Genomic DNA, 25,968 nt, shown 5'->3' with positions numbered 1-25,968 from the left:
TCGTTGGCGCAAATCAGCACCATGCCCCAGTCACTAGCATAACTGCCGTCACAAAGCAATGTTGCGGCTTCCGCTCAGGCGGCTTTGCCGCGCTGTCTCGCCTGTTGACGCTTTCGGCGCCGGCCGCTGATTTCCCACCTTTTGTGGAACCACATCCACTGGCCGGGATCCTCGCGCACCCAACGCTCGACCACGTCGTTGAGCAGCTGGGTGGTGCCATGGACGTCGACACTGCCGCCGGCAGTGCGCGGCAAGGTCAGCTTGTCCTCGATCTCGAGCCGGAAGCGGTTGCCCGGCAGGCGCACGCAGCGCGCCGGATAGACATCGCAGTCATAGTGCCGCGCCAGAGTGCCCAGAACCCGGTTGCTCTCGCATGGGCGGCCGAAGAAGGTCGTTTCGAGCCCGCCCGAGAATTTCTGGTCGACCAGCACACCGATATTGCCGCCTTTCTCCAGGATGGCGGCAAGCGCGAATGAAGCGCCGGTCGAGGAGGGCAGCAAGGATCCCATGGTCGAGCGGCGCGTCGAGAGGATGTAGTCGGCAAGATACGGATTGTTGGGCGGGCGAAACAGCGCCGTGATGTTCATGCCGAAAGTGGCTGCCGCCACCGGAAGCAGCTCGAAATTGCCGAGATGCCCCGTGAAGATGATATGCGGTTTTTGCTCGCCGGCGATCTCGACGAAATGATCGACGCCGCGAACCTCGACGCGGCCCGGCTTCGTCGCTTTCGGGTCGTAATCGAAGAGCGCATCGAGAAAGATGTATTCCGCGGCGAGGCGAGCCATGTTGCCCCACATGTCGGAAGCGATGGCCTGGATCTCGCTGTCGCTCTTTTCCGGATATGCCTTGCGCAGATTGGCGATGGCGACGTTGTGGCGCCCAACCCAAGGCCCAACGCGGCGGGCGACACGGTCGGCGAAATTGAGCGCGCTGTCGACCGGCAGCAGGCGCAGCACCCAAATCATCGTCATCGCGGCGCGCGCCAGCAGCCAATAGTTGAACTGGCGCAACCGCCTGCCATGGCGGAACGCCAGGTCCCTGCGGAGCTTCCTGAAGGCGTCGCCGATCATTCCTAGACCACGATGTTCTTAGGCAGCAACATCAGGGTCTAACCGACGCGCAGGATGATCTTGCCGAACACGTCGCGGCCTTCCATGCGCTTCAGCGCGGCCTCGATGTCGCCGAAGCCGACTTCTGTGTCGATAACCGGAGAAACCAGCCCCGCCGCCATTTTCTGCATGGCGTCCGCCATGTTTTCCATGCGGCAGCCAAAGGAGCCGAGCAGCTTCAGCTGCTGCTGGAACAATTGCATCAGATTGATCTGGGTCGAAACGCCCGAGGTCGAGCCGCAGGTCACCAGGCGACCACCGCGTTTCAGGCACAGCATCGAGGCAGCAAAGGTGTCGGCGCCGACATGCTCGAAGACGACATCGACGCCCTTCTTCTTCGTCAGCTTGCGCACCACGCCTTCGAAACGGTCCTCGCGATAGTTGATGACATGGTCGGCGCCAAGCGCCTTCGCCTTATCGATCTTATCGTTTGAGCCGACCGTGGTGATCACGGTGCAGCCCATTTTCCTGGCAAGCTGGATCGCGGCGGAACCGATGCCCGAGCCGCCGGCATGGATGAGGATGGTTTCGCCAGCTTGCAGCTTGGCATTATCGAACAGCATGTGCTCGACCGTGCCGAAGGTGACGGGCGCGACGGCCGCGCCGATGTCCGTCACGCCGGGCGGGGCAGGGACCAGCAGGCGCGCCGGTAGGTTTATCTTTTCTTGCGCAAAGCCGTCGAGATGGAAGCCGTGAACGCCCGAAACATGCTCGCAAAGATTGTCGCGGCCTTCGCGGCAGGCGCGGCAAAGCCCGCAGGTGCGCGCGCCATAGATCGACACAAGCTGCCCGGGCACAAGGCTGGAGACGCCGGGGCCGACCGCCTCGACCTCGCCGGAGGCTTCGGCGCCGACGACCAGCGGCAGCTTGCGCTTGGCGAAGGCCATGCCGCGCCAGCCCCAGACGTCGATATGGTTGAGCGCCACGGCCTTGATGCGCAGCGTCACTTCGCCCAGCGCAGGCTGCGGCGGAGGCGGCAGGTCCACCGTTTCAAGGCGGCGGTCCTCGATAAGTTGCAATGCGCGCATTAGGCCTGTCGGTTCTGTTGAGCGGAAAGCGCTCGCTTAGACCGGTTCCCGCGCCATGACAAGGCAGGTGTTCTGGCCGCCGAAGCCGAAGGAGTTCGAGAGGACCGTGCCGACCTCGGCGTTGCGCTTCTTGTTCGGCACCACGTCGAGCACGATCGCCGGATCGGGATTGTCGTAATTGATGGTCGGCGGGATGACGCTTTCGCGCATGGTCATCAGCGAAAATGCGGCCTCGACCGCGCCGGCCGCCGACAGCGTGTGGCCGATCATCGACTTGTTCGACGAGATCGGCATCGAGCCGATCCGCTCGCCAAACACGGTCGACAGCGACAGATGCTCCATCTTGTCGTTTTCCGGCGTCGAGGTGCCATGGGCGTTGACATAATCGATCTCGTCTTCGCTCAGGCCTGCATCGGCGAGGGCGGCGCGAACCGCCGCGATCGCCGGCGAACCGTCCGGCTTCGAGCGGGTGCGATGGAAGTCGTCGGCCTTTTCGCCGCAACCACGCAGGATGCCGAGAATGGTCGCGCCGCGGGCAAGTGCTGCCTCCAGCGATTCCAATACCAGCGCGCCAGAACCCTCAGCGAGGACAAAACCGTCGCGGTCCTTGGAGAACGGCTTGGACGCCTTTTCGGGGATGTCGTTATGGGTGGAGAGCGCGGAAAGCAGCGAGAAACGGATCAGCGCCTCGGCGGTCGCCGAACCGTCGGCGCCGATCGACAGCGCCCTGTCGCATTCGCCGCGGCGGATCGCCTCGACGCCGAGCTGGATCGAGGTGGCGCCCGAGGCGCAAGCCGTCGACAGCGTGATCGGCAGGCCGCGCGTCCCAAAACGGTCGGCGAGCCGGTCGGCGATCGAACCGAACTGGGTGGTCTCGAAAACATCGAGTTCTTTCAAGCCGCGCGCCACGCGAAGCAGCCGTTCGGCGCCGATGTCGTGTTTGTCGGAATTGTAGAGCGAAAAGCGCTCGCTCCAGTCGAGTTCGACCGGCGGCGAGGCGAGGAAAAGCGGCCCGCCGAAATCGCCCGAATTAAGGCCGGCTTCGGCCACGGCTTCCTGCGCGGCGGTCTCGGCCAATTCGTAGGTGAGGAGACTGGCGCCCTTGGAGCTCGACGGCAGGAAATCGACCATGCCGGAGATGCGGGTGTTCAGATGGTCGACCGGAAAGCGGGTGATCGGATGGATGCCGGACTTACCCGCTGTGAGCGCTGCCCAATTGTCGGCCTTGCCGACGCCCAGCGACGTCACCACGCCGATGCCGGTGACGGCGACGATCGGCCTGCCCATGTGGTCGTTCAGATTGGCCATGACTGTCCTGGACCTTTAATCGGCGGCGTTGACCAACGCCAAGCCCTCGAATTGGTGATAGCCGATCGCCGTTGCAAGGACGGTCCTGGGAACGCCGTTGAACGGCTTCTCGGTGGCGGCGTCAAAAGCCGGGTAGGCGGCCTTGCGCTCGACAGCCAATGCCGCCAGCGCCACGGCGAAGGGAAACTGCGCTTCCTTCATGTGACCGGTCAGCGTCGAAAAGCCGCGTGCGGCAATCGCCGGATTGGCGCCGAACACCGATTTCTCCGCGGCAGTAGCGGCATGGGCGCCCGAAGCGCCTGAAATCGTCAGCAACTCGCCGTTCGGCAGCGCTGCCTGCCTGAGCAGCGCGGCAATCTCGGCATCGAGCTCGCCCTGCCGGCGTTTGGCGCGTCCGGATACGACCGGGCCGAGTTCGGCATAAATCTTTCGCCCGCGGCTGATCGCGTGTTCGCGCTGTTCCAGGACGAGAAACGCGCCACCGGATCCGGTCACCACGCCGCCGCCTTCGGCGCCTTGCCTCTGCCAGACCGGTTTCCAGGGGCCGCGATGCAGGTAGCCGGCCAGTTCATAGCCAAGCAGCATGTCGGAGTGTTCGGTCTGGAAGGCGCCGCCGACCAGTATGTGCGTCGATTGCCCGGAGCGGATGCGCGCGGCGGCCGTCTCGACGGCGGCGACGCCTGCACCTTCCTCGCCCATGAAGGTGCGCGACGATCCCGTCACCTTGTGGACGATCGAGATGTTGCCGGCGAGCAGGTTGGAAAGCTGCGCCAGAAACAGCGTCGGCCGCAACTCGGTGGTCAGTTTCTCGTTGAGCAGCACGTCGCGGTCGTTGCGGCTTTCCGAAGCGGCGAGAATATCGGCGTCGACCGCCTCGTCGCGCTCGCCGCCGCCGGCAGCCACCACCATGTCCATGGTCGTGCAGAGTTCGTCATTGCCCTTGATGCCCGCGTCGTCCAGCGCCATTCCGGCGGCGTAGGTGCCGAGCCTCTGCCAGGTTTCCATCTGCCGCTGGTCGCCGCGCTTGGCGATCTGCAGGTTCCAGTCGATCTCCGGCAGCGGGTGGACGGTGTAGGGCGAGAAGCGCGCGGCTTCGAGCACGGGTTCCAGGCCCGGCTGGGCAAGTTTGCGCCAATGCGCATCCGGACCTTCTCCCAGCGAAGAGACAAGGCCGATGCCTGATATGACGACGTGGTGAGGGCTCATGGGCGGCTGTTGTGGGTCAGGCTTGAAGACGAACTATTTTAGGCGTTCTTGGCCGCGACCAGGGCGTCGATCTTGGCGCACAGGTTCTTCATGACGAAGTAATCGTCGGTCGAGGCCTTGCCGTCATTGACCTCTTGCGTCCACTTTTCCAGCGGCACCTTGATGCCGAATTCCTTGTCGATGGCAAAGACGATGTCGAGGAAGTCGAGGCTGTCGATGCCGAGGTCGTCGATAGTGTGGCTTTCAGGGGTGATCGTGTCGATATCGATCTCACTGGTGTCGGCGATGATCTTGGCGACTTTGGCGAACGTGGTGGACAAGGGCTTTTCCTTCGGTTGCGGGCGGAATCTGTCCGCATGTGTTTGCGCGCTGTCTAATCGGTTTTTCCGGGCAGGAAAAGGGCCTGATGCGCCGGGCGCAGATGGGGTGGCAGTTCTGTCAGGGCAATAGGTGTTGCGGGAACCTCCCGGCGATGTTCCGCAACCATCCGATCGGATTGTCGTCGGCGCCATCGTTCCAAGCTCAGCGTACATGCCGTAGAACAGCCCTCCGGCCACAATAAACCGCGCTCAAAGGCCTAGGGAGCGCGCAGCTAAGGTTCGGACCGCGAAATCCCATGGTCAACGAAAACGAGGTAAGTTGTCGGGAGCCGCGCCGGTCGTTCGTCCTCTGCACGCAAAGCGCAAGAACCGAATACCTAACCGACAGCCTCATGTAATCACCCGGAGCTTCCAATGACCCCCACCATTACAGCCTTTGAACGGTCGCCCGACCGCGGCAGGGGACAGGCACGTGACATGCGTGTTCGTTGGGCGCTCGAAGAAGTGGATCAACCTTACGACGTTCGTCTTGTTTCGTTCAGCGAGATGAAGAAACCCGCGCATCGTGCGCTTCATCCTTTCGGGCAGATTCCGACCTATGAAGAAGGCGATCTCGCCTTGTTCGAGTCGGGGGCGATCGTGTTCCACATCGCGGAGCGCCATGGTGGCCTGTTGCCAGACGATGCGAATGCCCGGGCGCGCGCGATCACATGGATGTTTGCCGCGGTTAGCACGCTGGAGCCGCCGATCCTTGAACGGGAAACAGCCGTGCTGCTGGAGCGCGACGAGACCTGGCACGAAAAGCGTCTGCCTAGGGTTGAGGATCGCATCCGTAAGCGGCTAGCCGATCTTTCCGCTCACCTGGGCGATGCCGACTGGCTCGATGGTGCGTTCAGCGCCGGCGACCTCATGATGGTGGGGGTCCTGCGAAGGTTGAACGGATCGGGGATACTGGACGAATATCCGAACCTCTCCGCCTATTTAGCCCGCGGCGAAGCGCGGCCGGCCTTCAAGCGTGCTTTCGACGCTCAATTGGCGGTTTTCACTGCCGCATCGACCAGCTGACGAGGCCGCTCTGGTCATTTGAGCCTATCGGCGCGGATGTGCAGCTTTAGGCGGTAGATGTGTGTGAGAATGGTCGGAACCGGTATTCCAGTTAGCGTACCAAGCGTTAGATTTTCACCACTAGCGAACGCTTCAACCAGCTCCAGCGCGGATTAGAAGGTGACGCGACCGAGCACGCGCAGGCCGTCGCCTTGCGGCTCGACGATCACGGCTTCGCCTTCGCGCGGCGAGATGCCGGTGAGGGCCATTATGTTTTCCAGATGGGTGACCATGACCACATTGTCGGAGCCGGAATAATTACGAATCTCGGTCATGACCGCCTCGAGCTGGGCGGCTTTCTCGCTCGGGTCGGTCTTAAGCAGGTCAAGCGGCGCGAACGGTTCGGGCTCCGCTCTGAACGCGATGCGGGCGGTGTCGAGGCTGCGGCAATAGCGGCTGGACAGCATGCGCTCTATGGGCGCGGCGCGGGCGGCGAACAGCGCGCCGATCTTGCGTGCTTGCTGCTTGCCACGCACCGAGAGGTTGACCTGGGTCGCGCATTTCTCGATGTCGAAATTCGCCGGATCGGTAGTGCCGGTGACCATGGCATGGCGAAGCAGCACCACATGTCCGCCGTCGCGCAACAGCGCCCAGCCGGCTTCAGTCGCATGGACCGCGGCGGGAACGACGAGCAGCAGTAGAGCCAGCACAAATCGAAGCATCAGACGTCCTTTTCCGGTCACCGCAGGTGGGTTCCGGTGACCTGATATAGGGACGGCAAAGCCGGCTGAAAGACAAGGCACGACCAATCCCGGCTGTTTGCGAGGACAGAACGCTTCGGAAGGTGGGGGCGATTGCACTGCGATCGCGGCTCGCCTATCAGGAGAAAAATGTCTCCACTCATCGAAACCGTCCTTTTTGTCTTCGGTCTTGTCGCGCTCGGCTATCTCGCCGGGCTCACCGGCTATTTGAAGGCCGAGGCGGGCGAGACCATTGCCGAATTCGCTGTCGGGGTGGCGATGCCGCTGCTTCTGTTCCGCACCATGGTGAATGCCGATTTCCATGGCACCGCGCCATGGTCGTTCTGGGGAGCCTATTTCACAGCGGCGGCAGTCACGTGGGCTGCAGGCCATCTGGTCACCACACGGGTGTTCGGGCGCGATGCGCGTGCAGGGGTCGTTGGCGGCGTGTCGTCGGCTTTTTCCAATCTCGTCCTGCTCGGCATCCCGTTCGTCCTCGGCACATTCGGGCCAAGTGGATTCGAAGTGCTGTCGCTGCTGATTTCCGTGCATCTGCCGACGATGATCATGGCATCGATCATCCTGTTTGAAATCTTTGGCCGCGGTGACGAGCATGTGCATCCGCTGCGCATCATCCGGCGCTTCTTTCGAAAGATGCTCTCCAATCCGCTGATCATCGGCATCCTGGCCGGGTGGGTGTGGCGTATCGCCGATCTGCCGCTGCCGGCGTTGGCAGTCCGGCTGGTCGACGCGTTGGCCAACATCGCCGGACCGGTCGCGCTGTTTGCAATGGGGCTTGGCCTGTGCCGTTTCGGCATCTCCGGCAACGTGCGGCCGGCGCTGGCGCTGTCGGCGCTGAAGCTGCTGCTGATGCCGGCCGTCGCGCTCGGCCTGGTCTGGCTACTTGGGCTGCCGCCGCTGTCGGCGAAGGTGGCGGTGGTGGCGGCCGCGCTGCCATCCGGGGTCAATTCCTACCTGATTGCGACGCAATTCAACACCGGCCAGGCATTGGCATCGAACCAGATGACCATCGCCACCGCCTGCGCCGTCGTCACCACGGCGTTCTGGCTGACGGTGGTCGTCCACGTGTTCGGATAGCAACGTGTTTGGATAGCAATTTGGGCGCAAATCGGCCTCGCCTTGCGCTGGCCCAAACCCTATATGCCATCTTGCGATTGATTGCGGGGCTTGCCCTAGGTAAAGAGCAGTGGCTCCAGGCGTGCCGGCATCGATGCCATTGCGCACGCCCACCAAAGAAATCCAGATACCGGCCCGTCAGCGCGCCGAACGGAGGCTAGACCATGCTTCAGAAAACCAGCCATTTCATGCGCCAGGCCAATCTCATCAATGGCGAGTGGGTGCAGGCCGACAGCGGCCAGACGGTCGACGTCAACAATCCGGCCACAGGCCTCAAGATTGGCACTGTGCCGAAGTCGGGCAAGGTCGAGACGCGCCGCGCCATCGAAGCTGCCGACGCCGCCTTCAAGACATGGCGCAAGACCACCGCGCTCGAGCGTTCGAAGTTGCTGCGCAAGCTGCATGACGCGATGATGGACAATCAGGATGTGCTGGCCGAGCTCTTGACCATCGAGCAGGGCAAGTCGCTGTTCGAATCGAAGGGCGAGATCGGTTCGGCCGCGTCCTACATCCTGTGGTTCGCCGAAGAAGGCCGCCGCACTTATGGCGATGTCGTGCCGTCGCCCTGGGCGGACCGCCGCATCCTGGTGACCAAGGAGCCGGTCGGCGTCATCGCCGCCATCACGCCGTGGAATTTCCCGTCCTCGATGCTGGCCCGCAAGCTCGGCCCGGCGCTTGCAGCCGGCTGCACCGCGGTCGTCAAGCCGGCCTCGCAGACGCCTTATTCCGGCCTCGCCTGGGGCGCGCTCGCCGAGGAAGTCGGCTTCCCCAAAGGTGTCATCAACATCCTGACCGGCGCCGCCGGCGAGATCGGCGACGAGATCTGCGCCAACCCGCTGGTCAAGAAGATCACCTTCACCGGCTCGACCGAGGTCGGCAAGATCCTGATCCAGAAATCGTCCGTCACCGTCAAGAAGGTGTCGATGGAGCTCGGCGGCAACGCACCGTTCATCGTCTTCGACGACGCCGACATCGAGCGTGCCGTCGCCGGCGCGATCACCGCCAAATACCGCAATTCCGGCCAGACCTGCGTCTGCACCAACCGCTTCCTGGTTCAGGCTGGCGTCTATGACAAGTTCGTCGAAAAGCTCGCCGCCGCCAGCAACGGGCTAAAGGTCGGTTCCGGCCTCGAGGACGGCGTGCAGCAGGGGCCGCTGATCGATGAGAAAGCGGTCGAAAAAGTCGAGGAACTGATCGCCGATGCCACCGCCAAGGGCGGCAAGGTCGTCGCCGGCGGCAAGCGCCATGCGCTGGGCGGTTCGTTCTTCCAGCCGACGGTGATCGCCGATGCGACGCCGGAGATGCGCTTCATGAAGGAAGAGATCTTTGGCCCGGTAGCACCCGTGTTCAAGTTCGAAACCGAAGAGGAAGCCGTGGCACTCGCCAACGACACCGAATTCGGCCTCGCCTGCTATTTCTACACGGGCGATCTCGGCCGCGCCTTCCGGGTCATGGAAGGGCTGAAATACGGCATGGTCGGGGTCAATGAAGGCCTCATCACCACGCCTGAGGCGCCGTTCGGCGGCGTCAAGGAATCGGGCCTCGGCAAGGAAGGCGGACATCAGGGCATCGAGGATTATCTCGACACCAAATATGTCTGCATCGGCGGCCTCGGCCTCTGATTGGGCAGGGTCTGTTGACCATCAATGGACCCAAGCCGGCCCGAGAGGTCAGGCGGGGATCGATCAACCAACTGGCGTTTCGGGCATGGCGATGAAGGACGGCGAGGTCTTTGGCACGACGCAGACGGGCGAGGCCGTCCGCCGCTTCACCATCCGCGGCGGCGGTCTAACCGCCAACATCATCGGGCTGGGCGCCATCATCCAGGATCTGCGCCTGGCCGGGCACGATGCGCCGCTGGTGCTCGGCTATGACAGTTTCGAACCCTATGAAACGGATACGGCCTTCTTCGGTGCCGTCGTCGGGCGCTATGCCAACCGCATCCGCGATGGCCGCTTCACCATCGCCGGCCAGCGCTACCAGACCGAGCGCAACTTCCTCGACAAGCACACGCTGCATGGCGGCTCGCAAGGTTTTTCCCACCGGCCATGGGAGGTTTCGCTGCATGGCAGGGATTTTGTCACCCTGACCTTGCATGATCCCGACGGCACGATGGGCTTTCCCGGCGCGCTCGACGTGACCTGCACCTACCGGCTGAAAATCCCCGGCACGCTCAGCGTCGAGATGACCGCCACCTGCGAGGAGCCGACGCTGTGCAACCTCACCCAGCATTCCTATTTCAACCTGGATGACGGCGGCGCCGGCGACATTCTCGACCACCGGCTGATGCTGAACGCCGGCGCCTATCTTCCGGTCGATGGCGACCTGATCCCGACCGGCGTCGTGAAGCCGGTCGACGACACGCCGTTCGATTTCCGCCAGGCGCGGCCGCTGCGCATGGAGAGCGAGGGCAAGCAGCTTGCCTACGACCAGAATTTCTGCCTTGCCGCGACGCGCGGGCCGCTCAGGCAGGCGTCATGGGCGCAGGGCGCGAATTCCGGCGTCGAGATGGAGCTCTGGACCACGGAGCCGGGCGTCCAGCTCTATACCGGCCAGTATCTGGCGCCACCTTCGCCGGGACTTGAGGGACGTCATTACAAGGCTTTTTCGGGCTTCTGCCTGGAGCCGCAGGTCTGGCCGGACGCGCCGAACCGGCCATATTTCCCACAGGCCACGCTATGGCCGGGCCAGATCTATCACCATGTGACGGAATACCGGTTCCGGCTGCCTTACGCATGACCTGGAAGCCGGTACCGGATTTTACGGTGCTTACCTTCGGTTCGGAAAGGGATCATGTCCGCCGTCTAGGCAGACGGCCTGGCCGAGACAGCAGGTCCGCTCCAAGGAGCAGACGCTCCCAACGGACCTGACGCCAATCAACGGTGTGGTACCTGCTTCGTCAAATGGCTTGGCCGCCGGACACTTCGATCCGCTGGGCATTCACCCAGCGATTGTCCTCGGATAACAAGCTGGCGATCATTGGCCCGATGTCGTCCGGCATGCCGACGCGGCCGAGTGCAATCATATCTGCGAACACCTTGTTGAGGTCGGGCATGTCGCGGACAGCGCCGCCAAGGAAATCAGTTTCGATCGCGCCCGGCGCCACCGTGTTGACGGCGATGCCGCGGGCGCCCAACTCCTTCGCCATGTAAACGCTGAGCACCTCGACCGCGCCCTTCACTGCCGAGTAGGCGGCGAAGCCCGGATAGGACATCCTGGTGAGGCCCGAGGAGAGGTTCACGATACGGCCGCCGTCCGCGATCAGCGGCAGCAGCTTTTGGGTGAGGAAGAACACCCCCTTGAAGTGGACATTGACCAGCCGGTCGAACTGCGCCTCCGTCGTCTCTGCGATCATTGCCATGTCGCCATGGCCGGCATTGTTCACCAGATGATCGAACGTCTCGCGCTGCCAGGTCTCGCGCAATGCCGCCTGCAGGCGCTCAGTGAAAGAAGCGAAGGTGGCAACGTCACCGGTGTCGAGTTGCAGGGCGACTGCCCTGCGACCCGTTGCCTGAATCTCCGCGACAACGGCCCGAGCGTCTTCACTCCGGCTATGGTAGGTGAGGACAACGTCACCGCCGCGGCGTGCGATGCTGAGTGCGGTGTTGCGCCCGAGCCCGCGGCTGGCGCCAGTAATGAGCGTGATCTTGGTCATGGCCTGCTCCTTTGTTTGCACCACTGCTGTGGCCACGCCGATATCGGCCCAACGGGCAGGCTTTTGTTGCCGGATGCTCGACCGTTTTTGCCTAATCCTCCAAAATGCTTTGCGTGTCGGGCAGCAAAGGAATAGTTTTGGTCCATGACCGCACTCCTCAATGCCGTCCGCCGCCATGCAGACACCAATGCCGGCCCAGACGGCATTGCGCATACCCCGATACCGCGTCTCAACACGGTGCGGGCGACGGCGCCTAGCGGCCTGGTCTACGACATCTCCCGACCGCTCGCCTGTCTGGTGGTACAGGGGAGTAAGCACGTCACGATGGGTACTCAGGGCTTCGCCTTCTCCGCCGGAGATTCGCTGCTGATCACGGCGGACGTGCCGACGGTGAGCCAGATCACCCGCGCCAGCGCCGCTGCTCCCTACTACTCGCTTGTTCTGGAACTCGATCCGGCGGTCATCGCGGAGCTGAGTGAGCAAATAGACGCCCAGCATGTGGCCGACCACGCGCCCGTGCGGGTTGACCCGACTGACGCCGAGGTTGCCGACGCGGCCCTGCGTTTGATGCGGCTGCTCGATCGCCCGACATCGGTCCCGGTGCTACAGGCCCAGCTTGTGCGCGAGATGCACTATTGGCTGCTGGCCGGGCGGCACGGGTCGGCGATCCGTCGTCTGGGGTGGCCAGACGGCCAAATGCGGCGAGTGGCGCGCGCGGTCGCAGTGCTTCGGGCAGAGTTCGCGCGGTCTTTGCCAGTCGAGCGCCTGGCGGCTGTGGCCGGAATGAGTATGTCGTCATTCCACCAGCACTTTCGCGCAGTAACCTCGCTCTCTCCCTTGCAATTCCAGAAACAGTTGCGCCTGATTGAGGCGAGGCGGCTGATGCTGTCGGAGGGAAAGACTGCGAGCAGCGCAGCGTTCGCGGTCGGCTATGAAAGCGTGTCGCAGTTCACCCGGGAATATGGTCGTCTGTTCGGCCGGACGCCTGTTCGGGATGCGAAAGAAGCGAGAGGCAGAAACTTGGCCGCCGCTTGAGGTGCCTTCGGCAGCTTCGCTCGCTACGCGCCGAGCTTGCCGAAGCGAGCGCTGCGCCTGCTCGTCCGCGCCGACAGTTGGCGCGCTGATCTTACCTCATCGACATCAAGTTCGTGGTCTGAGCGGCCTTAACGACGTCGAGCACAGGTTCATGGGCCTCTGGATGACCGATGTCCTTCAGCTGATCGGGCGTCAAATCCGCTAGGGCCCTGCGTCTTGCGACGTTCTCTCGCCACGTCCTGAAGGCAACGATGATTATTGCTACGCTTTTCAGCCTTGACCCAAACAAGCGGCGGCTGGGTGCGCCGCGGCCGGAGCGAGTTTTCGTGTGAGCCATTTTTAGTCTCCCATTTTGAGTTTGCGGGTTGGGAGCGTGCCACGTGGTTTCGGGCTGTTCGGCTGTGCGTGAACAAAAGGGAAAAAGTTCCTTCGCGCTCCGCGGCTCTCGTGTCGAGAACGTCGTTGTCTCGGAGAATCTCGCTACGGAATGATTTCAGCGGAACGGAATTTGGTTACGTCTGTAACAGCGGGAGCGCCGTTGTCGATCGCCGGCGCCGCCCCGGAAAGCGGCCGTGCTGGGCCGTCGCGATATCTTGAAGCGTGGGCGCAGGAGCACCCGCTTCTGCGCAGGCCGCGGCTGGGATCAGCGGCGCCATTGGAATAGCGCCACACTTGTTACTCCCGCTGTCCGCTCTCCGGTGCCAAACTACCTCATGCCTAACCATGAGCGAAGAGCAGCGAATGAAACCGCGCTTCGGCCAACGAGGCGCGGGGTTTCGCCCAAATCAGGAGGTATCAAAGCCATGACTGCATCAGCCGGAAACGGACGGAAGAGCGGACAGCCTGCCATGCACACACCACCGGTCGTGTCGCCGCAGGCGTGGGAGGCGGCCCGCGAGAAGCTGCTCGTGAAGGAAAAGGCCCAGACCCGCGCCCGTGACGCACTGGCCGCCGAGCGCCGGCGGATGCCGTGGATGGCGGTGGAGAAGACGTATGCGTTCGAGGGGCCTGACGGAAAGGTGAGCCTGCTCGACCTGTTCAACGGTCGGCGTCAGCTGATCGTCTACCGCGCCTTCTTCGAGCCGGGAGTGTTCGGCTGGCCCGACCATGCCTGCCGCGGCTGCTCCCTGGTGGCCGACCAGGTCGCCCATGTCGCCCACCTGAACGCCCGCGACACCACCCTCGTCTTCGTCTCGCGTGCGCCGCAGGCGGACATCACGCGGCTGAAGGCGCGGATGGACTGGGAGATACCGTGGTTCACCATCACCGACAGCTTCGACGCCGATTTCGGCGTGGACGAGTGGCATGGTCACAACGTGTTCATCCGCGACGGCGACCGCGTGTTCCGCACCTACTTCATCGACAACCGCGGCGACGAACAGATGGGGGGCACCTGGAACTACCTCGACATCACGCCGCTGGGCCGGCAGGAGGTCTGGGAGGACTCGCCCGAAGGCTATCCTCAGACCCCGGCCTACAATTGGTGGAACTGGCACGACAGCTACGGCTCCGACGCAGCGGCCGACAAGAAATGGGTCGAGGTATCGGACGCCGGAGAGGCGGCGTTCCGGGAGGCCAGCACGAAGGCGTGAGCCAGGCCTGTTCGGTGAATCGGGCGGACGGCGACGGCCGGTCTGAGGGCCACCGATCCGCCGCCCGCTCCTGAGTGAGTTCGATTGTGAGTTAAATAGTGCCCGGTCTTCAGCGCGCTTCTGCGGCGGCGACGGCTTGCAGCTACTCAGATCGCTCTGCCGCTATTCATGCGGACTTAACGACCAGAAAAGGGCGTTTGTGGGTGGCCGGTCTCGCTCGAAAGCTCGCGGCGGGAGCAGGGCGGCCGACATGAAAGCCTTGGATTTCATCTATGTCGAATTCACGTATGAAGGCCATCTGCTTGTCGGTTTCCACCCCTTCGACCAGGATTTTATGGCCGCGATTTCGGACCAGCGCAATAATGTCTTGCAGCATTGCCTTGCCTCTGGGGGAGCCGCAATCATGAAGAAACGAGCGGTCAATCTTCACGGTATCGAAATCGATTAGACGAAGCCATGAGAGGCCCGCGAAGCCGGTCCCGAAGTCATCAAGCCATATCCTGATCCCTAGCAGCTTTAGGTCGCTGATGCAGCGAAGAATGTCGGAGTGCATCTCCATCTCGAGCCCTTCGGTGATTTCGAAGGCCAGCCTGCTGCCGGCTACGCCGGTCTCGCTCAAAATGGCCGCAACAGAGGTTGCGAAGCCGGGCGTCTTGAGCTGAATTGGAGAGACGTTGACGCTGACGACACGGACGTGATCGTCCGCCAGAAGCTCAGTGCACACTGTCCTAATTGCCCAGCGCCCGAGCGCCAGGACAGCGCCAGTTCGTTCCGCGACGGGAATGAAGAGGCTCGGCGGAACCGACGTGCCATCCAGCATTTTGAGGCGCATCAGAGCCTCGACGGCTTCAACTCGGCCCGACGCGACATTTTGGATAGGCTGATAGACGAGTGAAACGAGATCCTGGCCGATCGCGATCTTCAGCAAAGCCGCAATATTCTCGCTCTCATCGCTGCTCTGGGGATCGTTTGGATCGAACAGCCACGTACAATTTCGACCGCCTGCTTTTGCCAGATAGAGCGCGCGGTCGGCCTCGTGGATGATTTTTTCCAGCTTGGCGCCGGTCTGGACCCTGGTGAAGGCAGCGCCAACGCTCACCGTTACAACCGAGGTACCGTCTCTCCGGTGCTCGTGGGGAAGCGCGAGGTTCTCCACCGTGCTTCGGATGGCTTCCACAATATCTGCGACCTGTTCTCTTTTCTCCATGCGCGCCAGGACAATGAATTCTTCCCCGCCGTAGCGGCCGATTGAGCCATTGTGCTGCTTAATCATATCGGCAAGGGCATTGGCGACAAGAATCAGGCAGCGGTCACCTTCTTGATGCCCGTAAAAGTCATTGAACCTTTTGAAGAAGTCCACGTCGATGAGGATCGCCACAAAACTGCTGCCAGACCTCTGCCAGTCGCTCCAGTAGTCCCGCAGCTTCTCGTCAATCGCCCGCCGATTCTCCAGACCTGTAAGCGGATCGGTTCTCGACAGGTTCAACAGCGCCTGTCCGCGCTCGGTGGCTTCCTTGTGCTGGATTTTGGCTTCGAGGGCATTCAGGAAGACGTTGTAGCGCTCCTCGTTCAGCTTCCAGTTTACGTAAGATGTAAATGTGAAGCATGAGATATAGAATGTTCCAAATACCATTTTGTAAGTTAATGTGGATGGTACAAAATAGTTTACGATATACAAAATTACCAATATTATAGCAGAAGTTACAATAGACACGTTGAATTTAAATGTGAAAAATAGATTAGCGCTCATCATGAAGATGGTGCCGAAAACCATATAATAAGAGACGCTTTCCTTGTCCGCACCCATAACCGCTGGGCACAACCAGCCAACATAGCCAAAGATGATGGCTCCGGCGCAAGTCACGTCAATCCATTCCGTTCCGACTCCCTGGCGAAGTTGTGCTTCCAAGATCAGGAGCGCAGTTACTCCGACCACGAAGCGTGCCGTGATCGTATAGATTGCCACATCCGGAATCAGCAGCAGATCGGTTGCTGAAAACAGCAGATAGATGGCAACGGCGATCCATAGCCCTGGCCTAGCGTCCGTTCGTCGCGTCGCTTGGGATTCCTTTCGGTAGAGGTTGCGGAGTTCGTCGGACCGCGGCTCGTAGCGCGGTTCGAACGGTTCCGCATCGGCTATATCGGCCAATGCGGATGACGCGGAGTCGCTCGTCACCACAAACCCCATTTGAACCGGGCTTTGCATTCCGAACTCATTTTTAGCTTCTGCCCCCACGCCGGCCGACTCCTCAGGCGACAGCGATTGCGGCGCCTCGCAAACAATATGCAGCCGCGCAAATAGGTTTTCGTTAACTCGTATCGGGAATCCGAACCGCAAGGCGTTCAAACAACTAGGATGGTTGGCGGGAAATTAACGACACCGCTAAAATGCCAGGGATGTGCCTTGGCAAAGATAAAATTTTACGCAATATCTAGATAATATCTAACTAATTGTAATTATGGAGTCTGCGGTGGCAACCATCCTTGATGGCAAAAGTCTGATTACTGCCGAGATGATCGCCGCCAGTCTCCCTCGAAGAAAGCTCGGTCTTCACAGCGAAGCGTTCGAAACCGCCCGCGTAGAGCTTGCGCTCATTCTCCACGCGACACACCAGCAAGTCGAGCAACGAAAGGACCCGGCGGAGATCATCCGTCGGCTGATGTCGTACCTCGACGCAACCCGTTCCAAGGTTCATCCGGACGTTTGGCAAGCATTGATACCGGTAGTGCAGAACCACCCGATCTTGGAGTACTTTCTCGAGGATCCGCTCACGCGGTGGTCCCATGACAAGCCAAGAGGTTATTCTGGCGACGCGCAGTTGCTCGACTATATCTATTGTGATCCGCACGTGGCCGAGAGCGTGGCAAGCGCCTCGGAGATCGGCAAGGCACTCTATAGCCACACCAAGGATGTACCGTCGTGCATCGCGGCACGGGAGCGACGCGATCTTTTAACCCGGTATGTCGATGAGATTGCGGCCAAGAATGGACCGCAAGCCGAGGTCCTGGCGATTGCGGCCGGCCATTTACGGGAGGCCAATCGCTCGGCCGCCTTACAAGAGGGCCGTCTCAAGCGCTGGGTTGCGCTCGATCAGGATCCTCAGAGCGTTGGATTGATCACGCGCGACTTCCAGGGCACCGCGGTCGAGGCCATCGACGGCTCGGTACGAACCGTGCTCACGAGGGGCCACAAGCTTGGCAAGTTCGACTTCATCTACGCCTCTGGCCTCTACGACTACCTTGCGCACAACGTCGCCGTGAAGCTCACGAAGACCTGCCTGCAGATGTTGAAGCCGAACGGGACATTCCTGTTCGCGAACTACGCAGAGGGCAACCCCGACGCCGGCTACCGGGAGACGTTCATGAACTGGCTGCTGCTGCTGCGGTCGGAGGCCGATATGTGGGACATCATCAATGCCAGCGTCGACCGCAACACCGTCGAGGCGCAGGTGTTCTTTGGCGAGAACCGCAACGTCCTATATGGCGTCATCGAAAAGCGCGGATAGCGACCGCCTTGGGCTGCAAGGTTGCCGCCCATTGGCGGCAGCCGGTCTGATTGCGTTTTGATGCTAATCTTCGAACGCTGCCCTTAACGTCTCGAACGGCGCCAGCGCGCCGCGCACCTGGACGACAGCTGCGGCGACGCGATGCGCGCGCAGCACGGCCTCGGTCGGGGCATGACCGGCAAGCCGGGCGGCGAGATAGGCGCCATTGAAGGAATCGCCGGCGCCGGTCGTGTCGACGGGGGCGGTGACATGCACGGCCGGAACGGGCCGTAGCATTCCGCTTGCGGCGATCAGTGCCGGCTCCTCGCCATTCTTGACGACGACTTCGCCGACCAGCTCTCCCAGCCGCTCGGCGGTTGCCTGCGGTGCGGCGTCGCCGAACAGCATTTGCTCGTCGGGAAAGGTCGGCAGCGCGATGTCGGTGACTGCGAGCGCATCGAGGATCGCTGCCTGCGCTTCCTCGCGCCGGTGCCACAACCGCGGCCGGTAGTTGGGATCGAAGGCGACAAGCGAGCCGGCGGCGCGCGCCTTGGCCACCGCCGCCAGCAGGGTCTTGCGCGCGCCGTCGTTCAGAATTGCCAAAGTGATTCCGGAGAAGTAAACAAGCGCCTGATTTTCAAGGCTTTTCGCCAAGGCAACCGCGTCGGAGGCAAGCTGCCGTGCGGCCGCATCACCGCGCCAATAGGTGAAGGAGCGTTCGGCGCCGGTCAGCGTGATCGCATAGAGGCCGGGCCGGGCGCCTGCTATGATCGGGCTGGCGCCGATGCCGATGCCATTTTCGCCGAAGAAACCGATCTGGTCGCGCGAGAACGGGTCGTCGCCGAAGGCCGACACATAGGTTGCCGGCCGGTCGCCGCTCAGCGCATGCAGCGCCCACAGTGTGTTGAACGTGTCGCCGGCAAAGCCCATGCGCCAGTTCGGCCCGGCCTGGCCTGAAAGTTCGAGCATGCATTCACCGATCGAGGCGACGCCGTTTCCTGTCATGTATCTCTCTCCGCGTGATTCCGGTGCTGTAGCTTTTTGCGGCCGGCAGCGCCATGCTTGGCGTCAGCGGATTTTGCGCCAGATGTGTTTTCTCAACTGAGCGGCGGGACGCAATCTGCCCAGCGAGACGTTATCTCCGGAAGAGGAAACGGTTTGGCATCGTTATGGCGTTATGTTTTGGCAGGTCTTGGTCTGGCCGCCTTGCTGGCTGGCATTCTTGCCGCCGTCTATCTGACGGCGCCGCAAGCGCCTCGGCTTGCCAGCTCCGAGATTGCGCGCTCGAAAAAGACAGCGCACGGGCTGTTTGTGGCCAGTTTCGAACCGGAGCGGGGCGCTATCCGGCAAGGCGAGCTGCAATCCTGGCTGCTGACCCTCAAGACAGGTGCGGGAACCCCGGTGGAAGGGGCAGCGATCACGATTTCCGGGGGCATGCCGCAGCACAGGCACGGCCTGCCGACCAGCCCGCAGGCGACCGACTACCTGGGCAACGGGTGCTATCGCATCGACGGGGTGAAATTCACGATGAGCGGATTGTGGCAATTGCATTTCGCCATTTCCGCGGCGGCCGGATCCGACACGGTCGTCTTCAATGTGCTGCTGTGAGCGCTAGAGCAAGATGAGCCGATTCTCGCGTCTTCTCGCGCTGCTGGCGATGGCCGTGCTTGCCGGCTGCGGCAAGCCGGAGTTTTCCGATGCCGAAAAGAAGACCATCGCCTCACTGGCACTGTCGGCGCTGCCGCCGCTGAAAACCGACACCACCAACCGCTTCGCCGATGTGCCGGCCGCCGCCGCGCTTGGCTCGACGCTGTTCTTCGAGGTCGGGATGAGCGGCGATGGCAAGGTTTCCTGCTCGACCTGCCACAAGATCGACCGGCAGTTCCAGGACGACCTGCCGCAAGCGGTCGGCGTCGGCCGCACCAACCGGCGCACCATGCCGCTGGCCGGCGTCGCGCATGATCCATGGTTCTTCTGGGACGGGCGGCGCGACAGTCTTTGGGCGCAGGCGCTGACGCCGCTGGAAAATCCGCTGGAGCAGGCCGGCAATCGCGCCGCCTACGCGCACTATATCAAGGCGCGATTCGGCGAGCGCTATGAGCGCATCTTCGGGCCGCTGCCCGACCTTTCGACCGTGCCGGCCAATGCCAGTCCGCTCGGCAGCGATGCCGAGAAAGCGGCGTGGAACGCCATGTCCGCTGCGCAGGCCGAGGCCGTCAACCGCGTCTTCGCCAATATCGGCAAGGCGATCGCCGCCTTCGAGCGATCGATCGCGCCGCCGCAGACGCGCTTCGACCGGTTCGCCGCCGCCTTGGCTACCGGTATACAGCCGCAAGGCGACGATGCCTTTTCGCCTGAGGAAATCCTCGGGCTGAAACTGTTCATCGGCAAAGCCAGTTGCGTGACATGCCACACCGGGCCGCGCTTCACCGACAGCAGTTTTCACAACACCGGCGTGCCGCCGGTTGCGAATTTGCCGCCGGATCGCGGCCGCATAGATGCGGTACGCCAAGTCGAGGCCGATCCGTTCAACTGTTTCGGCGCCTTTCGCGATGGCGACGCCAGCGCCTGCGGCGAGCTGCGCTTCATGGTCAAGGCCGGACCGGAACTGGTCCGCGCCTACAAGACACCGTCGCTGCGCGGCGCCGCCACCCGGCCGCCTTACATGCATGCCGGGCAGTTCTCGTCGCTTGACGAAGTGGTGGCGCATTATTCGAAGGCGCCGACCAGTGTCGAGGGTGTGTCCGAGGTCCACCCACTGCAGCTTTCGGACCGCGAGCGTGGGGCGGTGGTGGCGTTCCTGAAGACGCTGGCCGAGTGAACGGCTCAGAAAGGCTACTCGGTAGCGATCCTTCGCGCCCCCCTCTGTCCGGCAGGACAGAGGGGCGCTGTCCCGCCGACGTTACCGCAACAGCGCGCCTACCGGTCTTTCACCGTCTCCATCGCCACGAAGGTCGAGGTCTGGGCGACGTGGGGCAGGGCCGAGATGCGCTCGCCGAGCACACGGCGATAGGCGGCGATGTCCGTGGTGCGGACCTTCAGCAGATAGTCGAAGCTCGACGCCATCATATGGCACTGCTCGATCTCCGGCACCGCCTGCACCGCGCGGTTGAACGCATCGAGCGCGGCTGAGCGGGTGTCCGACAGTTTCACCTGGACGAAAGCGACATGGCCTTCGCCCATGCGCTCGCGGTCGATGATCGCCTGGTAGCCCCTGATAAAGCCGTCCTTTTCCAGCCGCTTGACCCGCGCCTGCACCGGCGTCTTCGACAGCCCGACTTTTGCCGCGAGTTCCGACATGGAAAGCCGGCCATTGCTGCCTAGCGCCGACAGGATGTTCCTGTCGATGCGGTCCAATTGGTCTTCTGTCATTGAAATTCTGGTCAATTGGCGGGGATCAGTCATCATGATAGATCAATCGGCCTGCACTGTCGATTTCTTTGGACCGACTGAGATCAAGGTTTATGTTAGCTTGCGCCATTCGGCCCGGTGACCGCCGGCCCGCTCCCTGATGCTCGCTCTACAGGACCGTCATGCCAGCGCTCGAAGCCATCCGCCAGCAGATCCGTGCCAATTATTTGCCTGATGAAGACGAGGCCGTGAAGCGGCTGGCCGAGGCGACGGGGCTTTCGGGGAAAGACCGAAAGGCGATCTCGGCCCGCGCCGCCGATCTGGTGCGGGCGGTGCGCGGCTCGTCCGATCCACGGCTGATGGAGGTCTTCCTGTCCGCCTATGGCCTCTCCACCAAGGAGGGCGTCGCGCTTATGTGCTTGGCCGAAGCGCTGCTGCGGGTGCCCGACACCGAGACGATGGATGACCTCATCGCCGATAAGATCGCGCCGCATGACTGGTCGGCGCATTCAGGCGGCTCGAGCTCGATCTTCATCAATGCGTCGACCTGGGCGCTGATGCTGACAGGCCGGGTGCTCGACGAAGGCGAGGGCGGCATCGAAGGCACGCTGCGCGCCATGGTGCGCCGGCTGGGCGAGCCGGTCATCCGCAAGGCAGTCGCCGCCGCCATGCGTGAAATGGGCGAGCAGTTCGTGCTCGGCCGCACGATTGCCGAGGCCGTCAAGCGCGGCCGGCCGATGACCCAGAAGGGCTATCTCTATTCTTTCGATATGCTGGGCGAGGCGGCTCGAACAGAGGCCGATGCCTTGCGTTATCTCAAGGCCTATGCCGACGCCATCTCCTCGCTCGATGCCGGCGCCAACGGCCCTGACATCCGCCAGAACCATGGCATCTCGGTCAAGCTTTCGGCGCTGCACCCGCGCTATGAGATAACGCAGAAGGAAAAGATGCTGCCTGTGATGGCCGCGCGGCTTTTGTCGCTGGCGCTGGCGGCGCGTCATTCGCGCATGGGCCTCAACGTCGACGCCGAGGAGGCCGATCGCCTCGACCTGTCGCTCGACGTCATCGAACGGGTGCTGGCCGAGCCGGAGCTTGCCGGCTGGAACGGTTTTGGCGTCGTCGTCCAGGCCTATGGTCCGCGCGCAGCCTTCACCATCGACTGGCTCTATGCGCTGGCGAAGAAATACGATCGCACCATCATGGTGCGGCTGGTCAAGGGCGCCTATTGGGATACCGAGATCAAGCGAGCGCAGACGCTCGGGCTCGACGGCTATCCGGTCTTCACCCGCAAGGCCAACACAGATGTGTCCTACCTGGCCTGCGCGAAAAAGCTGCTGTCGATGACCGACCGCATCTATCCGCAATTCGCCACTCACAACGCCCACACCGTCGCCGCCATCCTGTCGATGGCCGGGGATCGTGACTCCTTCGAGTTCCAGCGCCTGCACGGCATGGGCGAAGCGCTGCACGAGACGGTGCGGCGCGCAGAAGGCACGCGCTGCCGCATCTATGCGCCGGTCGGCGCGCATTCCGACCTGCTTGCCTACCTGGTCCGCCGGCTGCTGGAGAACGGCGCCAACTCCTCCTTCGTCCACCAGCTCACCGACGAGGAGGTCGAGCCGGAGGATATTGCCCGCGACCCGCTCGAAACCGTCGAGAAACAGGGTCCCGCCGCCAATCCGGCGATCGCGCGACCATCGGCGATCTTTGGTGCCAGCCGACGCAATTCGAAGGGATTCGACATCACTGATCCGGTGACCCTGGCCGCGATCGACCAGGCGAAGACCGAGTTTTCCGGCCCGGACCGCTGGCACGCCAAGCCGATCACGCGGGCCGCCGGCTACGGCAAGCAGCGTCCGGTGGTCAATCCGGCAAAACCCGACGAGGTGGTCGGCACGGTCAGCGAGGCCAGCGCCAAGCAGGTCGCGACCGCCCTGCGCATCGCCGTGGAGGCGCAGCCGGCATGGGCAAGACGTGCCGTTCCCGAGCGCGCCGCCATCCTCAACCGCGCCGCCGATCTCTACGAAGCCAATGCCGTCGAGTTCTTCGCGCTCGCCAGCCGCGAGGCCGGCAAATCGCTGGCCGACGGCGTCGCCGAAGTGCGCGAAGCGGTCGATTTCCTGCGCTATTACGCGGCCGAGGCTGCCAACGCCGAACCCGGCACGGAAGCGCGCGGGGTGATCGCCTGCATCTCGCCGTGGAATTTTCCGCTCGCCATCTTCACCGGCCAGATCGCGGCAGCACTCGTCACCGGCAATTCGGTGATCGCCAAGCCGGCCGAGCAGACGCCGCTGATTGCGTTCCGCGCCGTCGAATTGCTGCGCGAGGCCGGCGTCCCGGAAGACGTCATCCAGCTTCTGCCCGGCGATGGTCCGTCGGTCGGTGGCCCGCTGACCGCCGATCCGCGCATTGCCGGCGTCTGCTTCACCGGCTCGACCGAGGTCGCCAAGCTGATCGAAAAGCAGTTGGCCGAGACCGCCGCGCCCGACGCCATGCTGATCGCCGAGACCGGCGGGTTGAACGCGATGATCGTCGATTCCACCGCACTTCCCGAACAAGCGGTGCGCGACATCCTTGCCTCGGCCTTCCAGAGTGCCGGCCAGCGCTGCTCGGCGCTGCGCGTGCTCTATGTGCAGAAGGACGTCGAGAAGAAGATGCTGGAGATGCTGAAGGGAGCGATGGAAGCGCTCAGTCTCGGCGATCCCTGGCAGATTTCAACCGATGTCGGCCCGGTCATCGACGATGAGGCACAAAAATCGATCCGCGACTATTGCACCGAAATGGGTCTGCAGGGCCGGCTGATCGCCAAGCTCGAAGCGCCGAAGAACGGCCGCTTCATGGCGCCGCATGTCTTTCGGGTCAAGGGCATCGAGGAGATGGAGCGCGAGGTGTTCGGGCCGGTGCTGCATGTCGCCACCTTCGACGCCGACGACATCGATGCGGTGATCGCCGCGATCAACCGCAAGGGTTATGGCCTGACCTTTGGCCTGCACACCCGCATTGAAGGCCGCGCCCAGCATTTCGTCGACGGCATCCATGCCGGCAACATCTACGTCAACCGCAACCAGATCGGCGCCGTGGTCGGCTCGCAGCCGTTCGGCGGTGAAGGGCTTTCCGGCACCGGACCGAAGGCCGGGGGGCCACATTATCTCAGGCGGTTCCGCAAGGGGCCGCAGGCGGGCGCGCCTATTCTTGACGGCCGCAAGGTGACGGCTACCGAACTCGCCGACAATCTGCCCGACCCGGCGCTCGGCGGCTGGTCGACGCGAGCGGACCGGGTGGCGGTGCTGAGGAAGCATCTGCGCGGCAAGGGCGCTGCCGCCATCGGTGCCGCCGCCAGCATCGATTTCGGCCAGGTCGATCTGCCCGGACCGACGGGCGAGGCCAACACGCTGTCGCTGTCGCCGCGCGGCCGTGTGCTCTGCCTGGGACCGGACGCCGACACGCTGCTTGCCCAGACGATCCAAGCGCTCGCGGCCGGCAATGCGGTGCTGGCCGTCGCGCCGGGTGCGCCGGCTGCACTGTCGTCACTGACCGGCAAGGGGCTGCCGCTGGCGGCCATCGACGGTCGTCCGGACCCGGTCGAGGCACGCTCGCTGCGGGTCGACGTCGTCGCCTTTTCCGGCACGCCCGAGGCCGCGCGTATCGTGCGCAAGGTGATCGCCGACCGCGCCGGCCCGATCGTGCCGCTGGTCAGCGAAGTGCTCAACCCGGCGGCCTATGCGCATGAGCGCGCCGTCTGCGTCGACACCACGGCTGCGGGCGGCAATGCCAGCCTGCTGGCCGCGGCGTAAGATTCCCCCAAGGCCCGCTTGCCGCGAAAGTGCCTCGTGTTGACAAGAAGCCACGTCGACTAACAAGTGGGCAACTCGACAGGGGCGAGGCCGAACAGATGCAGCCACCACGGTTTGAGCTTCCGCGTGTCGGCGTGGTCATCACATGTCACAATTATCGCGACTATATTGAGGATGCGATCCGCTCGGTTCTGGCGCAGACCTATCAGAAATGGCACTGCGTCATCGTCGACGACGCTTCGACCGACGGCTCGGCCGATCACATCCGCCGGCTACTCGAAGCGATCGATGACCCGCGCTTCAGCCTGTTGGCGCGTTCGCAAAATGGCGGCCAGCTTGAATCTTTCCGCGATGGTTTTGCCGCAAGCGACGCGCCGTTCGTGGCGTTTCTCGATGCCGACGATATCTGGTTGCCGAATTTTCTCGTGGCGCACCTTGCGGCCCATTTGAATGCGATGCGCCCGGCATCGCTGTCCAGTTCCGATGTCTTTCTGGTCGACCGCGATCGCAGCTTGCTGGCTGGCACCTATATTCAATTGCGAAAGCCGCGTTCCAGTCTGGACGGACCTGGCGTCGGCATCATCCCCGGCAAACAGCTTGGCGCGATGGCGCCGGAGATCGGCTATGTTTCGGACCATCCGATCACGTATTTCAAGCCCGGCGCCTATGGCTGGATGTGGGCGCCGACATCGTCGATGGTCTTTCGGCGCGCCGCGCTGGAACCGGTTCTGGCGTTCCCGTTCAAGGCCAGGATAGGGACCGACTATCTCGCGGCGACATGTGCGCATCTGGCGGCCGGCAGCCTGCTCCTGTCGGAATGTCTCGGCCTCTACCGCCTGCACGGGGCCAACGCATCCACCAACATCGCCTACACCGGCGGCAATGTGCAGCAATCGCTGGCATACCGAGCGCATGAGATGGTCATGGCGAATGATATCGTCGACTACGTCGTGGCCAGTGCAGAGCAGCTCGCCGCCGCCAATGGCCGGGGTTTTGTGCCCGGATTCCTGTCGCAGCACGCCAAGCGGTTTGGCAGCCTCGGCGACGATCCGCGTGTCATGCCATTTCTTGGTCGCCGAAGCCGTTTGCGACGGCTGCGCAAGCGCTTCGCCAAGCGCCTGGTTTGGGCGCTGCGACGATTGTTCGGCAAGGCCTGAGAACCGG

General features: G+C 62.9%; 21 protein-coding genes. 11 read left to right on the top strand and 10 right to left on the bottom strand.

All coding sequences use genetic code 11. The features are described 5' to 3' along the window. Positions 1 to 74: 74 nt before the first annotated feature. The 5 genes from CIT25_RS22195 to CIT25_RS22175 are packed head-to-tail and all read right to left on the bottom strand — an operon-like array spanning position 75 to position 4,971. Positions 75 to 1,070: a lipid A biosynthesis lauroyl acyltransferase gene (locus CIT25_RS22195; RefSeq protein ID WP_164759118.1), complete on the bottom strand. Its 996-nt coding sequence runs from the start codon at positions 1,068 to 1,070 to the stop codon at positions 75 to 77. A 38-nt stretch (positions 1,071 to 1,108) separates the two neighbouring features. Beyond that, complete coding sequence (locus CIT25_RS22190; protein ID WP_095486663.1) at positions 1,109 to 2,137, bottom strand: zinc-binding dehydrogenase; 1,029 nt, start codon at positions 2,135 to 2,137, stop codon at positions 1,109 to 1,111. A gap of 36 nt (positions 2,138 to 2,173) precedes the next feature. Continuing rightward, complete coding sequence (locus CIT25_RS22185; RefSeq protein ID WP_095486662.1) at positions 2,174 to 3,445, bottom strand: beta-ketoacyl-ACP synthase; 1,272 nt, start codon at positions 3,443 to 3,445, stop codon at positions 2,174 to 2,176. Between the two features lie 15 nt (positions 3,446 to 3,460). Further along, on the bottom strand, positions 3,461 to 4,651 hold the full coding sequence (locus CIT25_RS22180; protein ID WP_095486661.1) for a beta-ketoacyl-ACP synthase: 1,191 nt from the start codon (positions 4,649 to 4,651) through the stop codon (positions 3,461 to 3,463). A gap of 38 nt (positions 4,652 to 4,689) precedes the next feature. Beyond that, a complete protein-coding gene (locus CIT25_RS22175; RefSeq protein WP_095486660.1) occupies positions 4,690 to 4,971 on the bottom strand; it encodes an acyl carrier protein in 282 nt (93 codons plus the stop codon). Positions 4,972 to 5,385: 414 nt separating this feature from the next. On the opposite strand from CIT25_RS22175, the gene CIT25_RS22170 reads away from it, so the two are divergent. Continuing rightward, on the top strand, positions 5,386 to 6,036 hold the full coding sequence (locus CIT25_RS22170) for a glutathione S-transferase family protein (protein WP_095486659.1): 651 nt from the start codon (positions 5,386 to 5,388) through the stop codon (positions 6,034 to 6,036). A gap of 152 nt (positions 6,037 to 6,188) precedes the next feature. On the opposite strand, the gene CIT25_RS22165 is transcribed toward CIT25_RS22170, so the two are convergent. Next, positions 6,189 to 6,737, bottom strand: a complete 549-nt coding sequence (locus CIT25_RS22165; RefSeq protein WP_095486748.1) for a histidine phosphatase family protein — start codon at positions 6,735 to 6,737, stop codon at positions 6,189 to 6,191. Positions 6,738 to 6,905: 168 nt separating this feature from the next. On the opposite strand from CIT25_RS22165, the gene CIT25_RS22160 reads away from it, so the two are divergent. The 3 genes from CIT25_RS22160 to CIT25_RS22150 all read left to right on the top strand — a co-directional run bounded on the left by CIT25_RS22160 (position 6,906) and on the right by CIT25_RS22150 (position 10,631). After that, positions 6,906 to 7,853, top strand: coding sequence for an AEC family transporter (locus tag CIT25_RS22160; RefSeq protein ID WP_095486658.1), 948 nt, complete (start codon positions 6,906 to 6,908; stop codon positions 7,851 to 7,853). Positions 7,854 to 8,056: 203 nt separating this feature from the next. After that, positions 8,057 to 9,514, top strand: a complete 1,458-nt coding sequence (locus tag CIT25_RS22155) for an NAD-dependent succinate-semialdehyde dehydrogenase (protein WP_095486657.1) — start codon at positions 8,057 to 8,059, stop codon at positions 9,512 to 9,514. An 85-nt stretch (positions 9,515 to 9,599) separates the two neighbouring features. Then, positions 9,600 to 10,631 carry an aldose epimerase family protein gene (locus CIT25_RS22150; protein ID WP_095486656.1) on the top strand — a complete coding sequence of 344 codons (1,032 nt, stop codon included), beginning with the start codon at positions 9,600 to 9,602 and terminating at the stop codon, positions 10,629 to 10,631. Positions 10,632 to 10,791: 160 nt separating this feature from the next. Here the strand turns inward: CIT25_RS22150 and CIT25_RS22145 are convergent, their stop codons facing one another. After that, positions 10,792 to 11,547, bottom strand: a complete 756-nt coding sequence (locus CIT25_RS22145; RefSeq protein WP_095486747.1) for an SDR family oxidoreductase — start codon at positions 11,545 to 11,547, stop codon at positions 10,792 to 10,794. Between the two features lie 144 nt (positions 11,548 to 11,691). Between CIT25_RS22145 and CIT25_RS22140 the strand changes: the two genes are divergently transcribed. Both CIT25_RS22140 and CIT25_RS22130 read left to right on the top strand, forming a co-directional pair. Next, positions 11,692 to 12,582, top strand: coding sequence for an AraC family transcriptional regulator (locus tag CIT25_RS22140; RefSeq protein WP_095486655.1), 891 nt, complete (start codon positions 11,692 to 11,694; stop codon positions 12,580 to 12,582). A gap of 803 nt (positions 12,583 to 13,385) precedes the next feature. Beyond that, complete coding sequence (locus tag CIT25_RS22130; RefSeq protein ID WP_095486653.1) at positions 13,386 to 14,174, top strand: DUF899 domain-containing protein; 789 nt, start codon at positions 13,386 to 13,388, stop codon at positions 14,172 to 14,174. A 166-nt stretch (positions 14,175 to 14,340) separates the two neighbouring features. On the opposite strand, the gene CIT25_RS22125 is transcribed toward CIT25_RS22130, so the two are convergent. After that, positions 14,341 to 16,362 carry a putative bifunctional diguanylate cyclase/phosphodiesterase gene (locus tag CIT25_RS22125; protein ID WP_095486746.1) on the bottom strand — a complete coding sequence of 674 codons (2,022 nt, stop codon included), beginning with the start codon at positions 16,360 to 16,362 and terminating at the stop codon, positions 14,341 to 14,343. 283 nt (positions 16,363 to 16,645) lie between these two features. Between CIT25_RS22125 and CIT25_RS22120 the strand changes: the two genes are divergently transcribed. After that, entirely contained in the window at positions 16,646 to 17,680 is a 1,035-nt protein-coding gene (locus CIT25_RS22120) for a class I SAM-dependent methyltransferase (protein ID WP_095486745.1), read from the top strand. A 63-nt stretch (positions 17,681 to 17,743) separates the two neighbouring features. Here CIT25_RS22120 and CIT25_RS22115 read toward each other — a convergent pair whose 3' ends face one another. Beyond that, complete coding sequence (locus tag CIT25_RS22115; protein ID WP_095486652.1) at positions 17,744 to 18,664, bottom strand: sugar kinase; 921 nt, start codon at positions 18,662 to 18,664, stop codon at positions 17,744 to 17,746. 153 nt (positions 18,665 to 18,817) lie between these two features. Between CIT25_RS22115 and CIT25_RS22110 the strand changes: the two genes are divergently transcribed. Further along, positions 18,818 to 19,267 carry a FixH family protein gene (locus CIT25_RS22110; protein WP_095486651.1) on the top strand — a complete coding sequence of 150 codons (450 nt, stop codon included), beginning with the start codon at positions 18,818 to 18,820 and terminating at the stop codon, positions 19,265 to 19,267. Positions 19,268 to 19,280: 13 nt separating this feature from the next. Further along, a complete protein-coding gene (locus CIT25_RS22105) occupies positions 19,281 to 20,480 on the top strand; it encodes a cytochrome-c peroxidase (protein WP_095486650.1) in 1,200 nt (399 codons plus the stop codon). Between the two features lie 98 nt (positions 20,481 to 20,578). Here the strand turns inward: CIT25_RS22105 and CIT25_RS22100 are convergent, their stop codons facing one another. Next, positions 20,579 to 21,031, bottom strand: a complete 453-nt coding sequence (locus tag CIT25_RS22100) for an Lrp/AsnC family transcriptional regulator (RefSeq protein WP_023676441.1) — start codon at positions 21,029 to 21,031, stop codon at positions 20,579 to 20,581. Between the two features lie 161 nt (positions 21,032 to 21,192). Here CIT25_RS22100 and putA point away from each other — a divergent pair, with 161 nt between their 5' ends. Together putA and CIT25_RS22090 are read left to right on the top strand one after the other, a co-directional pair. Continuing rightward, a complete protein-coding gene (putA, locus tag CIT25_RS22095; RefSeq protein ID WP_095486649.1) occupies positions 21,193 to 24,804 on the top strand; it encodes a bifunctional proline dehydrogenase/L-glutamate gamma-semialdehyde dehydrogenase PutA in 3,612 nt (1,203 codons plus the stop codon). Positions 24,805 to 24,902: 98 nt separating this feature from the next. Further along, on the top strand, positions 24,903 to 25,961 hold the full coding sequence (locus CIT25_RS22090) for a glycosyltransferase (RefSeq protein ID WP_095486648.1): 1,059 nt from the start codon (positions 24,903 to 24,905) through the stop codon (positions 25,959 to 25,961). Positions 25,962 to 25,968: the final 7 nt, after the last annotated feature.

Source organism: Mesorhizobium mediterraneum (assembly GCF_002284565.1).
GTDB classification, from domain to species: domain Bacteria; phylum Pseudomonadota; class Alphaproteobacteria; order Rhizobiales; family Rhizobiaceae; genus Mesorhizobium; species Mesorhizobium mediterraneum.
This window is presented reverse-complemented; position numbering and strand designations above follow the sequence as displayed.

Coding starts and splice junctions, on each gene's coding strand:
- CIT25_RS22150 (WP_095486656.1), top strand. CDS start 9,600: ATGGCGATGAAGGACGGCGAGGTCTTTGGCACGACGCAGACGGGCGAG.
- CIT25_RS22160 (WP_095486658.1), top strand. CDS start 6,906: ATGTCTCCACTCATCGAAACCGTCCTTTTTGTCTTCGGTCTTGTCGCG.
- CIT25_RS22155 (WP_095486657.1), top strand. CDS start 8,057: ATGCTTCAGAAAACCAGCCATTTCATGCGCCAGGCCAATCTCATCAAT.
- CIT25_RS22185 (WP_095486662.1), bottom strand. CDS start 3,445: ATGGCCAATCTGAACGACCACATGGGCAGGCCGATCGTCGCCGTCACC.
- CIT25_RS22125 (WP_095486746.1), bottom strand. CDS start 16,362: ATGGGGTTTGTGGTGACGAGCGACTCCGCGTCATCCGCATTGGCCGAT.
- CIT25_RS22105 (WP_095486650.1), top strand. CDS start 19,281: ATGAGCCGATTCTCGCGTCTTCTCGCGCTGCTGGCGATGGCCGTGCTT.
- CIT25_RS22170 (WP_095486659.1), top strand. CDS start 5,386: ATGACCCCCACCATTACAGCCTTTGAACGGTCGCCCGACCGCGGCAGG.
- putA (WP_095486649.1), top strand. CDS start 21,193: ATGCCAGCGCTCGAAGCCATCCGCCAGCAGATCCGTGCCAATTATTTG.
- CIT25_RS22190 (WP_095486663.1), bottom strand. CDS start 2,137: ATGCGCGCATTGCAACTTATCGAGGACCGCCGCCTTGAAACGGTGGAC.
- CIT25_RS22115 (WP_095486652.1), bottom strand. CDS start 18,664: ATGACAGGAAACGGCGTCGCCTCGATCGGTGAATGCATGCTCGAACTT.
- CIT25_RS22130 (WP_095486653.1), top strand. CDS start 13,386: ATGACTGCATCAGCCGGAAACGGACGGAAGAGCGGACAGCCTGCCATG.
- CIT25_RS22140 (WP_095486655.1), top strand. CDS start 11,692: ATGACCGCACTCCTCAATGCCGTCCGCCGCCATGCAGACACCAATGCC.
- CIT25_RS22090 (WP_095486648.1), top strand. CDS start 24,903: ATGCAGCCACCACGGTTTGAGCTTCCGCGTGTCGGCGTGGTCATCACA.
- CIT25_RS22100 (WP_023676441.1), bottom strand. CDS start 21,031: ATGACAGAAGACCAATTGGACCGCATCGACAGGAACATCCTGTCGGCG.
- CIT25_RS22145 (WP_095486747.1), bottom strand. CDS start 11,547: ATGACCAAGATCACGCTCATTACTGGCGCCAGCCGCGGGCTCGGGCGC.
- CIT25_RS22180 (WP_095486661.1), bottom strand. CDS start 4,651: ATGAGCCCTCACCACGTCGTCATATCAGGCATCGGCCTTGTCTCTTCG.
- CIT25_RS22165 (WP_095486748.1), bottom strand. CDS start 6,737: ATGCTTCGATTTGTGCTGGCTCTACTGCTGCTCGTCGTTCCCGCCGCG.
- CIT25_RS22195 (WP_164759118.1), bottom strand. CDS start 1,070: ATGATCGGCGACGCCTTCAGGAAGCTCCGCAGGGACCTGGCGTTCCGC.